Origin of the sequence: Leptospira abararensis (genome assembly GCF_016918735.1) — a bacterium.
Lineage (GTDB): Bacteria > Spirochaetota > Leptospiria > Leptospirales > Leptospiraceae > Leptospira_A > Leptospira_A abararensis.
In genome coordinates, this window is sequence record NZ_JAFFPR010000060.1 from 141,333 (window position 1) to 156,271 (window position 14,939).

Genomic DNA, 14,939 nt, shown 5'->3' on the forward strand with positions numbered 1-14,939 from the left:
GGAAAAAAGTGAGTGATGACTCACAAAGATTTAGAATCATCGGCTCGGATGGCAAATCATTTTCCTTCGGGATCTCCCCTCTCGGGAATTTATTCCGAACGATTGGTTTCCATCCAAATCCATAGTTTGCCAAAAAGGGAACAGAAATGAGCCAAAACCCAACCAAACTCTATCCTTACCGCTGGGTCGTATTGTTCGCCTACATCGTCATCACCGCAACCATCTGTTTGCAATGGTTGACCTATGCACCGATTGCCCGGGATGCCAAAGAGTTTTATCAGGTAAGCCCCATCCAAATCGATTTACTCTCCCTGGTCTTTCTTGGGATTTTTGTGATCATCGCCATTCCTGCCTCCTATGTGATAGATACATACGGAATCAAAAAAGGAGTCGGATTCGGCGCCATATTAACAGGTATTTGTGGGCTTCTAAAAGGTTTCTATGCTGCCGACTATACCATTGTTTTATTTTGCCAAATTGGGCTCGCTGTAGCCCAACCGTTCCTTCTGAATGCAGTCACAAAAATTAGTGTATTGTGGTTTCCCATCCAAGAAAGAGCCACGGCTGTTGCTCTTGGAACTCTCGCTCAATTTTTAGGAATCATTCTTGTGATGATTCTCACACCCATCCTACTCCAAAGAGGAAACACCATCCCTGATGTGATGATGATCTACGGTGTCGGCTCTGTAATCTCTGCGATTCTTTTTCTTCTTCTCATCAAAGAAAAACCGCCGACCTCTCCGAGTACCCACGGGGAAGACCACGAACTCCCCTTTTTAGAAGGACTTCGGTTTTTATGGAAGGGGAAGGATATGCGTAAGATTCTATTTTTATTTCTCATTGGTCTCGGTGTATTTAATGCAGTGAGTACTTGTATTGACCAAATCTGTGAAATTAAAGGACTCAATATCGACGAATCAGGGTTAGTTGGCGGAGTGATGTTAATTGCAGGAATCATCGGCGGGATCATCATTCCACCGATCTCAGACAAATTACAAAAACGAAAACTATTTCTCATCATTGCTATGGCTGGATTTTTAGTGGGCCTTAGTTTATTTGTCTTATTCCAAGGATTTATATTTTTACTCATTGGTTCCATTGTGATTGGATTTTTTCTTCTGGGAATTGGGGCACCGATTGGATTTCAATACTGTGCCGAGATTACCTCGCCTGCCCCAGAATCCACATCACAAGGACTCCTCCTCCTTGTGGGACAAGTTTCGGGAATTCTTTTCATTTTAGGCCTTAACTTTTTTGGGATGGTATCTTTTTTATACGTCCTTCTCTTTCTATCCATGATCAATTTGATTCTAGTATTTTGGCTAAAAGAATCTCCGTTTATGGAACCTTAGGCGATGAAGAATTAATATTATTATTCGTTGAATGACTTATGTTGCCACTTGTTACTGAAAAAAAGGTACACGAGTGGTGACTTACTTTGAACCATTACCATTTCAAACAAGAAGCGATCGACATATACCTAGATAGATGTTTGGCTGTTAGAAATACAAAACATCCGAAAGGAATCTGTGTAGCTAAGCCGAGAAGGATGTTTCGATTTCCGACAGCTACCCCGTAAGATAGATTGATAACAATATCAAAAATCATAATAAGAACGGCGAGAGTGATCGCATAGCGGAAATGAACCAAAAGCAAAACAATCACGAGTGGATCGAGAATGAGTAAAGAAGTCCAAAAAACATTCAATACAAACGGTGCAAACGTATAACCCAAAAAACCTAACTTCACCATATCCATGGTATGGGAAATGGTTCCAATACCAAATCCAATCACATAAACTGCGATGAGTAATAGATTTTTTTTGTTCCAATGATTGTTTTGCATGATTTGTGAATGTTTAGCGATATCGCCATTGCAAATAGATTTTTATGTAATAATTAAGAGTTTAATGTTATCTTCGACTTCTTTTAGTGCAGGTTTTTCTATTTCTTCTATGAATTCAGCCTTTCTAATCGTCCAGTCTAAACTCTTAATTTGATCGGATAAAACAGCTCCTTTAATTTTATTGCCGTTGATTTTTACTTCAAACGGATATCCTTTCTCTTTGCTGGTGATAGGACAAAAAATTGCTAAACTCGTTTTCAGATTATATTCCGCTGGAGATAGAACTAGAGCAGGTCTTCTTCCCATTTGTTCATGCCCAACTTGAGGGTTGGAGTTTAGCCAAACGATCTCTCCTCGATTGGGGACGTATTTATTTTTACTTACCAAAACTCATTACCTACAGTATCACCCGAATCAACTTCATTATGAAGGTTCTTCTTGGTAATTTTTTTTAATTTTTGATCCAAAGTTTCCTTAATGTAAGGATAGATAATGATTCGATTCCCTTCTTGAATCACTTCCACTTGGCTTCCATCATTAAGCTCTAATTGTTTTGCAAATAGTTTTGGGATTCTAATGCCGAGGCTATTTCCCCATTTCTGAATTGTCGATTCCATGAATTATACATTGTATATACTTTGTGGAATAGTCAAATATTTTTTCTTCAAAAAAATCAAGGAGGCAAGACCCTGAATTCTTGTGCGCTGATGATTCATTACTTACATATTTGATATAATGAGATTCTTATTTCAACTTACTAACCTTAATCTCCTGAATAATCTCAACCGTCACTTCCACCAAACTCTTTTCCAATTGTTGGGTAAGTAAATCCAGATCATTAAAATTAGGATTTTCAATGAGGACCGCTTCCAGAATGGAATACTGAGGTTTGGTGGTTCTATTTTGGTTCCACTTTGTATTTCTAAAATACTCCCAATACCTTTCCTGAATGGGGATGGTCTGCCCCAAAAGCCAAACTTCAAATTGCATTTTCGAATGGTTTAGAACTAAGCCCATTTTTAACTTTCTGTCTTTTAAGAATTTGTTCGAATAATAGAAATAGGTATAGTCCATATAACCTTGGAATAAACTACCAAATGAATAACTTTTGGAAAGGTTCTTAGATAATGTAGTACCAAGTTTGGTTACATATTTCACAAGGCCTGCGTAGGCAACTTGGATATCTCCGATTTGGAGCTGCTTTTTGTATGAATTTACGGAATCCTGAAAGTCTTTCATTGTTTTATCTTATTCCCTCACCAACTGGCACTGGTTACCGTATCTTACAAAATAGAACCGAACTTTCCGTTGTTATGCGAAATAGTTCCCATGGATCAAAACTGTTTCAATTTCTATAAAACTCTGAACAAAGGCAACGTTTTCTTTCTGGAAATAACGAATATGCCTATCATCATGAGCAATCCCCAAAAAATGAAATCCAAACTGACTCGCCGATTCATAATCCGCCGGAGAATCACCTATATAGACAATTTCATTCTTATTGATATTTTCTTTCATTAATAATGCATACATTGGCTCAAAGACCATTGGATTGGGTTTATGAACTGTTGTGTGTTCGGAGCCCTGAATTTGTAGAAACAAACTTGTATTGATTTGAAGTTCATTCAATTCACGAATGACGACCTTCTCACTTGATGAAGTTACAATTCCAAACCGAAAGGAGTCTTGATATTTTCTGATAAAGTCAAAAGTATGCAGATGAGGAATATTCAAATCTTTTTTTGAAAATTCTATATAGACACTCCAAAGGTAATTTATGTCAGATGAAAATCGACCAAAGAGTTTGAGTAAAAAATCTTCAGCAGGAAGTCCCCAGGCTTCATCAATTTCCTTTTCGGAGATATTGGCCTTAAATATTTCTTTCGCTACTCTATCGATGGTTTTATAACGAGTTTTTCTTGTTTGGACTAACGTGTCATCGTAATCGAAAATAATAGCTTTTAACATAGTATCAATGTTTTAATTTTTTCGAAATCCAATTTACGTTTCGGTAATATTTCTATTGTCGCTCTTCACCAAATTGTCTTAAAACCCTTGATCTTCAGCTTTGAAATTACTGAATCTTTACTAATCAGAGTAAAGTTACCCTTAACAGATAGATAAATAAGAAATAAAGCAAATGGATCACGATGCTCTAAAATTTCGAACCTGGAAAAAAGGATTGCCTCTTCTCCAGAAAAATCTAAAATTTCAATATTCATTTTAGTTAATAGTTCAGGTATTAATTCTTCTCTGAATCCTGATATTGATAATTTTTTAAGTCTTATTTTCAATGCTATTTCCCATAATGAAATGCTTGAAACTACAATCCGGTTACTAGAATTTTCGAGAATTTTTAAGACATTTTTACTTAGTTTGCCAGGATCAGATATACACCAAAGTATACAATGTGTATCAATTAAATAATTCATTTTGAATTCAGCAATTCATCCTCTGTCATTTTGAAATCGGACGCGAAGGAAATCTTTGATTTTCCTTTTAAAATTCCTAAGATGCGTTTTCCCTTTTTTTGATTATGCAGGGGAACAATTTTTGCGACTGGTTTCTTATTTTTCCCAAAAAGAATTTCGACTTCTTCTCCTTTTTGAACTAATTCTAGGATACTTGAGAAATTGCTTTTTAATTCACCCACAGGAAATGCTTTCATCTGAAAAAAATATACCATTAACTTGACTACTTGTCAAGATGGATAGTTAGTTTTTCAGTCTAAATTTTTACCCATTGCATATAATGACCTAGCATTCCCGATTGACCCACTTTAGCGCTATCCAAACAAATCCAACTACCCGCCGAGCGCTCTACGAATCACTTTCATGACTCCTGCCACAACTTCTTCATCTTTCTCAAACACATCTTCTCCTAAATAGATCTTCATTCGTTCTTTATAATATACTGTAGAATAAGAAAACTGCAAGGTCATAAAGATACTATCGAGTAAAAACGCAGACAAATTGCTATCCACTTCCGAAGAAATGTTTCCTTCCTTTTTGGCAAGGTTTATCATTTCAATATAACATTTTGCAGATAAAGATTCGAGTTCGCCTGACAAACGTGTGATGAGTTCATAATTACTTTCCGTTGTCATTTCATTGTAGAGGCGAATGATGTCTTGGTTGATACGTGAATGAGTTTGGATGATGCGGATGATCTTTTCAATTTTACCAAAGAGATCTAAGTCCATGGATAGGACCGATTCTAATGTTTTTTCTAACTGAGTGATTCCATGATCCACAACGGTGAGAAAAAAATCTTCTTTGGTTTCAAAGTATTTATAGAGGGAACCTACGCTAATCCCTGCTTTTTGAGCGATGGTATTGGTATTGGCACTGGTAAACCCGCGATTGGCAAATTCCGAGATGGCTATGGTTAAAATCCGGTTTCTCTTTTCTTCCGAAATTCGTTCAAAACTGTCATTAAAATGCTTCGTTACCATATCTATCTCCGTCCAATAAACGAAAAAAGGCTGGATTTCTCCAGGAAATTATAGAAATTTCCAAAGATTCCGGCTTTCCCGCAATATTTTATCAATTCCTGGTTGACAATGAGTGAGTTATCACTCATTGTCAATAAAAAAGACCCGGAAGAGGAAAGAATCAATGGCCCAAGGCTTTTCCATGAACGAATACCCCAATGTAGACCAAATCTACAAAGACCTACGGAAATTAATTTCCCTTCCGATCCGATCCATTCGTAAAGACGCGATGGACAGCATCCTCGAAAATTACTTCGAGAAAAAATGCATTAAATCCAAAGCCATGATCACCAAAGCCTCGGAATACATCCCTGGTGGCGTACAACACAATCTTTCTTTTAACCATCCCTTTCCTCTCGTTTTTACAAAAGCATCCGGTGCCTATTTGTATGATTTGGACGGAAACAAATACATCGATTTTTTACAAGCGGGTGGGCCAACAGTGCTTGGTAGCAATCCAAGTGTTGTTCGCAAAAAAGTCATAGAACTTTTAGATACAACGGGGCCTGTAACTGGACTCTTTCATGAATACGAATATAAGTTAGCTGAAAAAATTGTAGAGTTAGTTCCTTCGGTGGAAATGTTTCGCATGTTAGGTTCAGGAACGGAAGCTTGTATGGCATCCATTCGAGTGGCAAGACTTGCGACAAAGAAAAAAAACATCGTGAAGATGGGTGGGGCTTATCATGGTTGGAGTGACCAATTGGCCTATGGACTTCGTATTCCTGGCACAAGGCATTTCGAAGCCAACGGAGTTCCTAAATCCATTTTCAAATACACTCAAGAATTTTATCCGAACGATTTGAACGCTTTAGAATCCGTTTTGAAACGCAATCGATTCCATGGAGGAACCGCAGCTGTTCTCATCGAACCTGTCGGACCAGAAAGTGGAACAAGGCCTCTTGACTTTGATTTCAACAAAGGAGTGAGAGAACTTTGTAACAAATATGGGGCACTCCTTATCTTTGATGAAGTAGTGACAGCGTTCCGCATTGGCCTCAGTGGGGCACAAGGGTACTTTGGTGTGGATCCTGACCTAACTATTTTTGGAAAAGTTGTTGCGGGTGGATATCCATCTGCTGGTGGCCTTGGTGGAAAAAAAGAATACATGAAATATGTATCTGCAGGTCTCCAAACCGGCACCAAAAAGGCGTTAATCGGTGGAACGATGGCCGCAAATCCCTTAAGCTCCGCTGCCGGTTACTTTACTCTTTGTGAAATGGAAAAAACAGGAGCCCTCGAAAAATCAGGCCGTGCAGGAGACCGTTTAACCAAAGGTTTACAAAAACTAATCAAAAAATACGATCTCCCTTTTGTGGCTTTCAACCAAGGTTCCATTTGCCATTTGGAGACCGTCGGTACGATGTTACTCGATATCAATATCAAGAAGTTCTGGACCATCAAAAAAACCATTGCCGAAGCTCATAAAAGAAAACATGCGATGGAAGAAATGGGAGCGGCTTATATGTCAGAAGGTCTTGTGACCCTCGCCGGAAGTCGGCTTTACACAAGTGCTTCCGATACCGATGCCGTGATTGATGATGCTCTCAAACGATTTGAAAGAGTCTTTCAAAAAGTGGAAGGTGTGGCTTAATAAAAAGTCAGCGTTAATAGGTAATAGGTAATAGGTAATAGGTAATAGGATAACAATCCAGGAGATGGAGTTAGTCGACTAACATTTCCTGGATCACTTTTTTGATTTTTTGAATGGTTTTAGGATCAGTCGAACCCAGTTTTTGAATCAATCTTGTTTTATCAACCGTTCGAATCTGATCCAAAACAATGGCACCTTTTTTCCCTTGAAAGGTTATATCTACTCTTGTTGGGTAACTCCTCGACCTAGTGGTCATAGGTGCTATCATCACAGTTCCTATGTACTGATTCATTTCATTCGGAGAGATGACAATACAAGGCCTAGATTTTTTAATTTCAAAACCCACGATCGGATCTAAATTGATTAGATAGATGTCATATTGATGGATTACCATTCCCAATCCTTTGAATCTAAATCAACGGAATCTGGAACGAGTAACTGATCTTCTTTTCTTTCCGCCATCGCTTTGAATTGGTCTTCCCAACCTAAGCGTGGTTTGTTTTTATAAGGAGTGATGGTGATTTTATTATCTTCTATTTGTAGATCGACTTCATCTTCAATGTGACATTCCGCCAAAACAGTTTTAGGAATTCGGATTCCTTTTGAATTTCCGATCTGTACAATAGAAGTTTTCATAGTAATTACAATGTAATCACTCCAAAAAACCCGTCAATGGGAATTTCCAGGAAAAATCGGGTTTATTTCTACCCCATTCCGAAAAGTACTTGTACGTTTCCGAAGAATCGGGGCATTATGTCTCAAATCACGACGAGGCCCGTACTATGCCTGAACCACTGCAAAAAATCATCGATAATCTCAAAGAGTTGTTCAACAAACTCGATAAAACCAAAAAAATGATTTTGGGTGGTGTGCTCGCCGTAGTGGTAGTGGCAGTCATCATCCTCTCCAATGTCTCGTCCCAAAGAAACCGTGTGGTTCTCTTTAAGGATTTGGATTCCAAAGACTTCTCTGAAGTCACAAAAAAACTAGATGCCCTTGGGTATTCCTATGGCTCCAGTGAAACAAGTCTCATCACTGTCGATCCAGACCAAAGACAAGAGATCGTCACCAAACTCGCACAGGAAAATTTAATTCCTGCCGGTGTGACAGGTTGGGAACTTTTTGATATTGAAAAGTTTACAGAGACCCAATTTGACAAAGACATTAAAAAGTATAGAGCCCTCAAAGGTGCGATTGAAAAATCACTGAACACCTTACGCCCAATAGAAAGAGCCGATGTAAACATTGCTATCCCTGAAGGAGATCTTTTTGAAGCCAACGCTTCACCGGTAAAGGCAAGTGTTATCCTTCACTTCAAACCTGGTGTAGAGGGAATGAGTAAAAAAGAAATCAAAGGGATTGTGAACTTAGTCGCAAGGGCTGTTCCCAAATTAAAACCGGAAAACGTAAGTGTGGCCGATCCTGATGGTAAAATCATTTCAGACTTTGAAGAAGACTTAGAAAAAGAAAGATTAGAACTTCGTATCGTCCAAGAAAAACTGAGGATTGAAGAAGAAGAACGTGTGAAACGACTCATCGACATTCGGAATACCTTACGTTGGTATTTGGGTGGAGAAGATCGTGTGGACATCACTCGTTTTGAATATTCTTTCAATTGGGACCAAGAGTCCTTAACCGAAAACGAAGTACTACCTGTCGTTGCCGAAGAAGATAACCCGGAAACACCGTATAACGAAAGAAAGCTTGTGGATGGGTATTCATTAAAAGTTTCTTCCAAAGAAACCAAAGAATCGTTTAAAGGACGAGGGTTTACACCTGACGGTCCAGCGGGAACAGAACCAAACCTTCCTCCTGGATACAAAGACACGGACTACCAAAAAGCAGAATACTCGAAAGATGAAAACATCAATAACTATGAGTTCAACAAACGAGTCAAAGACATCAAACGCCAACCTTGGAAAATTGAAAAAATTGGTCTCTCTGTTGTTGTGGATGGTGTTTGGGAACGAAAAGAAAGAGAAGATGGACTTGGGTATGATAGAAAGTACATTCCTGTTGCTGAGAATGATCTAAAACTCGTTCGTAAAAACTTAGAAGCAGCGATTGGTTACACAAGATCACGTGGGGATCAAATCAGTGTGATTACGATTCCCAAAGATAGAACTGAACAGTTCCGTGCGGAAGATGAAGAGTTTCAAAAACAAAGAGCCATTCGGAATATGGTCATTGCTTCTCTCGTAATTTTAATCCTACTCATCCTTGCGATCTTAGTCTATCGTGCGATCAAAAAAGAAATCGCAAGAAGAAGAAGACTCAGAGAAGAAGAACTGGCAGCGCAACAACAAATGATGCGGGAAGCGGCTCTACGAGTCATGGACGAAGGGGGAGCAGAAGTCGAACTCTCCCTCGACGAAAAACTCAGACGCGAGTTACTGGAAAACGCAATCAACTTGGCAAAAGAAAAACCAGAAGATGTGGCTCAGTTACTTCGCACTTGGCTTGCCGAGGAAGAACAGACTTAAGATAAGAACTTCAATCTCCGTTTTTCCAACGAATGTTGGCACCGTTGGATATCCGGGAATACACTTCCCGGAAGTATTGGTTCGGTGCTTTTCCGTCTGGGTCTTGCGAATAACGGGGCCTTAGGCGATTCACAAAATACATATCCAATTCCCCTTTATTTTTACCGTGAATTTTCCCTCTATATTCGGTAATAAAAAAATACTTCACAAGTTCATAGGTTTCTTTGGAGACATTGATTTTTCCCGTTTCTCCACCCGACTCCATGCGTGAAGCGGTGTTTACTGTATCTCCCCAAATATCATAGGCAAACTTAAATCGTCCGACTACTCCTGCAACCACTGGCCCCGTATGAAGTCCAAGTCTTAACTCCCAAAAGGGTAAATTAAGCGCTGATTTAATTTCTTTCAATTGGTTCATAAAACTTTGGATCTCGAGGGCCGCCAAACAGGCGTCAATGGCACTGGTTCTTGTTTCTACAGGAACACCACCCGCACACATATAACTATCCCCAATGGTTTTTAGTTTTTCTAAATTGTTCCTGAGAATGATTTCATCGAACTGAGTAAAACATGCATCAAGTTCCTCAATGAGACTTTGTTCGTCCATACCTTCGGCCACTTTGGTAAACCCTTTGAAGTCAGTGAATAAAACCGTTACGTTTTCAATCCGTGATGGAGTAACACTTCCCTTTTGTTTCAGTTCTTGGGCTACTTTATAAGGCAAGATGTTGAGTAACAATTTTTCTGATTCTTCTCTTGCCTCTTCTGCTTTGTCTTGGGCAATGAGGGCTTTTTCTCTTTCTTCATCCGCTTTTTGTTTTTCTAAATCGAGGAGAAAATAACTGATATCAAGTTCCTCTGCCAAGGGACGAGACATGATGTAGACCACAAGGTAGTTGAATAATACCAGTGGCAATACAATCATGGTTAGGTGAAATGCCGACTCCCCGACTCCGTATTGCTCACGTATGAGTGGGAAATACAAAATGGCAGCAATTGCCATCGTGATAAGACCTAAATTGGCGAGTCTTTGGCTTAATTGGATCGTTCGTCCTTCCAATGATAAGGCTCCATGACGGAGAACCGCATAACCGAGTAAAAACGCTGGGACAAATTGAAAGTCCGCTAAAGGATAAATCGGAATTCCATGACTAGGAAGTAATGCTGCTAAAAGTAAAACCGCAGATAGTAGAAAGGAACCAATGATCCATTTGGAAGCAAAGTTAATGTAACCTTTGTTTCGTAAAAAAGTAACTAGCACCAAAATCAAAGCAATCGCGCCATTCGCACCCACAAGTAATTCCGCAGGGCCTCCGTGGTGGACTCTCGACCATGGATAGTCAAAATACCCAACAAATAAATAAGGTGAAGGAGCAAGAACTGCGGCAGAGACACAAAGAAAATCAATTCCTTGGATCCATTTGGGTGATTTCTGACCGATAGCTTCAAATACCAAACGTACCATAATACTTGGGGCAAAGGCGAAAGCTACGAATGTCATTTGAGAGATTCTAAGTTGCACTACATAGGAAATGTTTAATTTCAAAGGAACAGATTGGATCACATAAAAACCAGTGAGGATCAGCGCAAAGGCACAGAGTTGGTTGATCCTTGCCGAAGGATTGGCTCCCGCTACAATGATGGATAAAAATACAGCACCAAACACGGATACTACGGGAGGAATCCCCCAGGGATACCATTTCGCAGATTCATAGGCATCGGGTGACAATCCAAAAGAAACCCCAAAGGAAATAAAAATCAGAACAAAAGACAAAAGCGCAAATAAAAAATAGAACATTCCATTCTTTTGGAATAGAAGTTCGTTCACATCAAAAAAGTCAGATCGAAACACTCCGTAGGCCACCAGTAACATCGGAATGAATAAAAAGAATCCTCCTGGATACACTTTAAATCCAAGGATACTGGGGGCATTCATCGTTGTGAGTAAAAAAAGTAAATTTACCCCATGAAACAATGTTAGATGGTAATGTTTGCGAATGTATTGGTAGTGTTTGATAAATGACGGTAAAATGAGTAAAAAGTATCCAAGAGGTGCCAAAATTCCCCATGGCCGCACATAAGCACTCCCTCTAGGATACTTTCCAAACGTGAATTCAAATACGGTGGTTTCGAACCCTTTGCCAATCAGAACTCCAAAATACAATACAAAACTGGCAAACCAACACACATACGAATAATACAATAATAACTTACTTTGTTTACCCGTCATATGGTAGGCCAAATAAAAGGCAGCAGGGGCCAAGGGTGCCACAAGGAAGTATAGTAGATCATTCCAAAAAACTAATGTGTTTACATCCTGAATCCAAGCTCTCGTGGTGAGGACAAGCCCAACTGATCCAAAACTGATAAAAGCAATGGTTAAGTTCAAATGGAAGATTCTATTTTCATCATCCGATTTACGAAATTTTTGGAAGGCAAAGTAACTAAGAAATAATCCTACAAAAAATGTCAGAATTCCTGGAGCCCCATAAGGAATCTGATACCAAAAGTATTCCCAATCCGATATAATTCCTTCTGGTTTTAAAAAATAAATAAGAGGGTATGATTCCATCCCTATAAAGATCGGCTTTCGGGAAATCATAAAGTAGCAAATTCTTCTATTTGACTCACTTCCTCTTTTGTTGTGCTATGTCGGATATGGTTGATCTAAATTTTCCAAAAAAGAACGCTACTGAATGGTTGGCTGCCGGTAAATTTTTCGAATATAAGAAGTTTCAAATCTTTTATATCCAAGAAGGAAGAGGACAAAACTTAATCTTACTCCATGGGTTTCCTACATCCTCTTGGGATTACTCCAAAATTTTTAATGGCCTGTCTCGTTATTTTAATACAATCGCCATTGATTTTTTAGGATTTGGATATTCTTCGAAACCCAAAAAACATAAATACACGCTCATGGAACAAGCTGATATCGTTGAAAGTTATATTGAAAAAAATGCACTTCGGAGGGTGAAGTTTGTTTTTCATGATTATGCAGTGAGTGTGGGCCAAGAAATCTTAGCAAGGCATTTAGAACGAACTGAGCGGAAGTATGAAATTGATGGAGCTGTTTTTTTTAATGGAGGACTTTTCCCCCATTTACACAGACCCACATTCAAACAAAAACTCCTCGCCACACCAATATTAGGTGCAATTCTCGCAAGGTTCTATGATGAAAAAAAATTTGGAGTCGCATTCAGTCAAGTTTTCGGGAAAAATACTAAACCCACAGACAAAGAAATATCTGTTCTTTGGAAATTGATTACCTATCCAAACAAAATTCTCATCCCACACAAACTTTTGAAATACATTCCAGACAGAAGATTACACGGGGAACGTTGGAAAAATGCTCTCCTACAAACGGAAGTACCACTCCTTTTTATTAATGGCGGAGAAGATCCCGTGAGTGGAAGTCATTTAGCAGATGAAATAGAAAAACTCCCAATCAAAAACAAAAAATTAATTCGTTGGGAATCGATCGGACATTACCCGCAATGGGAAAATCCAGAAGAAAGTTTTAAAGAAATTTATGAATTTTTAAAATAGAACTTATATTTAAATCAATTCAAAACTTTAAAAATACGCTCTCAAATTGGTGATTTAGTTTAAGACCTATCTAAAGTTAAAGACTATAATTAAATGCGATTTTTTTACGATCTATCAGATGGAAATTCTCCGGGAACTTCTAGCCCGGTTCCATCATCTGTCGGATCGGCTTCCGGATTTTGTTCTTTGATTTTATAACGAATCTCAATTTTTTCAGGACTGATTTGTAAAATTTCAATTCCTTTGAGATCTTTGTTTTTTATGATTCGTACTTTAGCAACTTGCGGCTGTAATTCAGGAACGATTTTGTTTTTGATGGGATCGAAGATATAGTTACAAGGTACTTGGGCTGTAATTCCTGTTAGAATCTGTGCCGAACGAATCGGTTTTAAAGAAAAATAACGAATCGCCACTTGTTCTTCAGAAAGTTCGGCATCTAACTTTCCATCAAGTCCCGAACAAACAATAGGGATTCCTGCAGCAGTTTGTTCTCCCGTTTTATAAGAAAGGGGAATGATGTTTACATTCACAGTCACATCCCGATTACCAAGGACATTGACTCCTTTCGGAAGATCAGGAATACGAACAGTCTTCGCAAAAGGTTCCTTCTTGTCTGTGAGTGAAATTTCTGGCAATAGAACCTTGGAGATCTTTTCCAAGTCTTGTGGTTTTCCACTTAAAGTTACTTTTTGTGGACTTACAATCTGAGTCAGCTTTTCAAAGTTAGCCGGAGGTGCCCCTTCAAATACAACTTCCAAAGGGACTACTTTTAATCCACGCGATTCAATTTCCACGGGAACTGTTTTTTTAAGTTTGGTGACTTTGACTCCGCTCGGAACACCTACGATTTTTTTAATGGGAACTTCCGTAACTCCGAGTTGAACGTCTTCTGGATCAATCACAGCTTTCATAAACTGCGAATAATAATTCACCACATCTTTCAATCCTTCCACTCGAACCGGGATTGTTTTTTCCGGATTTTTAGAGTAGTTTAAATTGCCAGATAACTTTGGATAGTCGATAGGGACATTAATTGTTTTAATTAATACTTTGGAATTTTGAAGATTGACATAAAAAATACTGGCAATGATAAGAGAAACAACTTTTGCTTTCCAATTTCTAACAAATTTTCCCAACAGTTTCAAAATCATATACTGACCCCCGTATCCTTTTCTTTTGGTTTACGGAGCGAATCATCTTTTGTCCTACGGCTTCCTGTCATAAGCCCGCTGACAAGTGCTTTGAGTTCCAGTGGTTTGACTGGGTGTAACATTTCCCCTTCGTAACAAATGGTAATGTCACCTGTTTCTTCGGATGTAACGATAATGATAGCATCTGTTTCTTCGGAGAGTCCGAGTGCCGACCTATGCCTTGCACCGAGTGTGGCAATCTCCACAGAACTACTCATAGGTAAGTAAGAGGCCGCACAAACGATTCTATTTTGTTCAATGATCACAGCCCCATCGTGCAGAGGAGAATTTTTAAAGAAGATTGTTTGTAATACTTCTGAGGTTACTTGTGCATCCATAGGGACTGCATTTTCTGAAATATCTTTCAAACTAATGTCTTTGACGAGAACTATGATAGAACCCGTTTTTTCCTGAGACATGATCCGAACCGCTTCGACTATGGGATCTAAATCAAACGTAGGTTTCAGAAAGAACAACCTAAGTAAACGGATACGAGCCAAATCTCCAGTCAAACGACGTAACTCTGGTTGTAATAAAACGATAATAGCAAACACAAGTGCTGGTCTGATGTTGGTCAAGATCCATTCCAGAAGTTCAAAGCCCAAGTATTCCGCAAAACTTCCAGAAATCCAAATGATCCCCACTCCAAGCAATAGTTGGATTCCACGAGTCCTTCGAAGTGTGGTATAGGTTTTATAAATTAAAAATGCGACGATTAATACATCCAATGTTATGGAGATATAGTTTTTACTCCATGGAATGATGTATAATCCTCGAAAAAAATCCAA

General features: G+C 38.8%; 17 protein-coding genes. 5 read left to right on the top strand and 12 right to left on the bottom strand.

All coding sequences use genetic code 11. The features are described 5' to 3' along the window. Positions 1-15 precede the first annotated feature (15 nt). Positions 16-150, top strand: a complete 135-nt coding sequence (locus tag JWG40_RS20060) for a hypothetical protein (protein WP_269751631.1) — start codon at positions 16-18, stop codon at positions 148-150. After that, positions 147-1,352 (top strand): MFS transporter, encoded by a 1,206-nt coding sequence (locus JWG40_RS17955; protein ID WP_205287140.1) that lies wholly within the window; start codon positions 147-149, stop codon positions 1,350-1,352. Before JWG40_RS20060 ends, JWG40_RS17955 begins: the two co-directional genes overlap by 4 nt. Before the next feature lie 94 nt (positions 1,353-1,446). Here JWG40_RS17955 and JWG40_RS17960 read toward each other — a convergent pair whose 3' ends face one another. The 7 genes from JWG40_RS17960 to JWG40_RS17995 all read right to left on the bottom strand — a co-directional run bounded on the left by JWG40_RS17960 (position 1,447) and on the right by JWG40_RS17995 (position 5,299). Further along, positions 1,447-1,845, bottom strand: coding sequence for a hypothetical protein (locus tag JWG40_RS17960; protein WP_205287141.1), 399 nt, complete (start codon positions 1,843-1,845; stop codon positions 1,447-1,449). 42 nt (positions 1,846-1,887) lie between these two features. After that, on the bottom strand, positions 1,888-2,232 hold the full coding sequence (gene mazF, locus JWG40_RS17965) for an endoribonuclease MazF (protein WP_205287142.1): 345 nt from the start codon (positions 2,230-2,232) through the stop codon (positions 1,888-1,890). Beyond that, on the bottom strand, positions 2,226-2,462 hold the full coding sequence (locus JWG40_RS17970) for an AbrB/MazE/SpoVT family DNA-binding domain-containing protein (protein ID WP_205287143.1): 237 nt from the start codon (positions 2,460-2,462) through the stop codon (positions 2,226-2,228). The genes mazF and JWG40_RS17970 overlap by 7 nt, the downstream gene beginning before the upstream one ends. Positions 2,463-2,589: 127 nt before the next feature. After that, entirely contained in the window at positions 2,590-3,084 is a 495-nt protein-coding gene (locus JWG40_RS17975) for a DUF7000 family protein (protein ID WP_205287144.1), read from the bottom strand. A gap of 72 nt (positions 3,085-3,156) precedes the next feature. Next, complete coding sequence (locus JWG40_RS17980; RefSeq protein ID WP_205287145.1) at positions 3,157-3,813, bottom strand: HAD family hydrolase; 657 nt, start codon at positions 3,811-3,813, stop codon at positions 3,157-3,159. Between the two features lie 65 nt (positions 3,814-3,878). Further along, entirely contained in the window at positions 3,879-4,277 is a 399-nt protein-coding gene (locus JWG40_RS17985; RefSeq protein ID WP_205287146.1) for a type II toxin-antitoxin system VapC family toxin, read from the bottom strand. Positions 4,278-4,648: 371 nt separating this feature from the next. Then, a complete protein-coding gene (locus JWG40_RS17995; protein ID WP_205287147.1) occupies positions 4,649-5,299 on the bottom strand; it encodes a TetR/AcrR family transcriptional regulator in 651 nt (216 codons plus the stop codon). Between the two features lie 163 nt (positions 5,300-5,462). Here JWG40_RS17995 and JWG40_RS18000 point away from each other — a divergent pair, with 163 nt between their 5' ends. Continuing rightward, a complete protein-coding gene (locus tag JWG40_RS18000; RefSeq protein ID WP_205287148.1) occupies positions 5,463-6,932 on the top strand; it encodes an aspartate aminotransferase family protein in 1,470 nt (489 codons plus the stop codon). A 70-nt stretch (positions 6,933-7,002) separates the two neighbouring features. On the opposite strand, the gene JWG40_RS18005 is transcribed toward JWG40_RS18000, so the two are convergent. Then, positions 7,003-7,326: a type II toxin-antitoxin system PemK/MazF family toxin gene (locus tag JWG40_RS18005; RefSeq protein WP_205287149.1), complete on the bottom strand. Its 324-nt coding sequence runs from the start codon at positions 7,324-7,326 to the stop codon at positions 7,003-7,005. Then, a complete protein-coding gene (locus JWG40_RS18010) occupies positions 7,320-7,568 on the bottom strand; it encodes an AbrB/MazE/SpoVT family DNA-binding domain-containing protein (protein WP_205287150.1) in 249 nt (82 codons plus the stop codon). Before JWG40_RS18010 ends, JWG40_RS18005 begins: the two co-directional genes overlap by 7 nt. Positions 7,569-7,714: 146 nt before the next feature. On the opposite strand from JWG40_RS18010, the gene fliF reads away from it, so the two are divergent. Next, positions 7,715-9,415 (top strand): flagellar basal-body MS-ring/collar protein FliF, encoded by a 1,701-nt coding sequence (fliF, locus tag JWG40_RS18015; RefSeq protein ID WP_205287151.1) that lies wholly within the window; start codon positions 7,715-7,717, stop codon positions 9,413-9,415. Positions 9,416-9,425: 10 nt separating this feature from the next. On the opposite strand, the gene JWG40_RS18020 is transcribed toward fliF, so the two are convergent. Further along, positions 9,426-11,987, bottom strand: a complete 2,562-nt coding sequence (locus tag JWG40_RS18020; protein WP_205287436.1) for an adenylate/guanylate cyclase domain-containing protein — start codon at positions 11,985-11,987, stop codon at positions 9,426-9,428. Positions 11,988-12,073: 86 nt separating this feature from the next. On the opposite strand from JWG40_RS18020, the gene JWG40_RS18025 reads away from it, so the two are divergent. Beyond that, positions 12,074-12,961: an alpha/beta fold hydrolase gene (locus tag JWG40_RS18025; RefSeq protein ID WP_232369479.1), complete on the top strand. Its 888-nt coding sequence runs from the start codon at positions 12,074-12,076 to the stop codon at positions 12,959-12,961. Between the two features lie 104 nt (positions 12,962-13,065). Here JWG40_RS18025 and JWG40_RS18030 read toward each other — a convergent pair whose 3' ends face one another. Further along, positions 13,066-14,112, bottom strand: a complete 1,047-nt coding sequence (locus tag JWG40_RS18030) for a CdaR family protein (RefSeq protein WP_205287152.1) — start codon at positions 14,110-14,112, stop codon at positions 13,066-13,068. Then, positions 14,109-14,939: a diadenylate cyclase CdaA gene (cdaA, locus tag JWG40_RS18035; RefSeq protein ID WP_205287153.1), complete on the bottom strand. Its 831-nt coding sequence runs from the start codon at positions 14,937-14,939 to the stop codon at positions 14,109-14,111. The genes JWG40_RS18030 and cdaA overlap by 4 nt, the downstream gene beginning before the upstream one ends.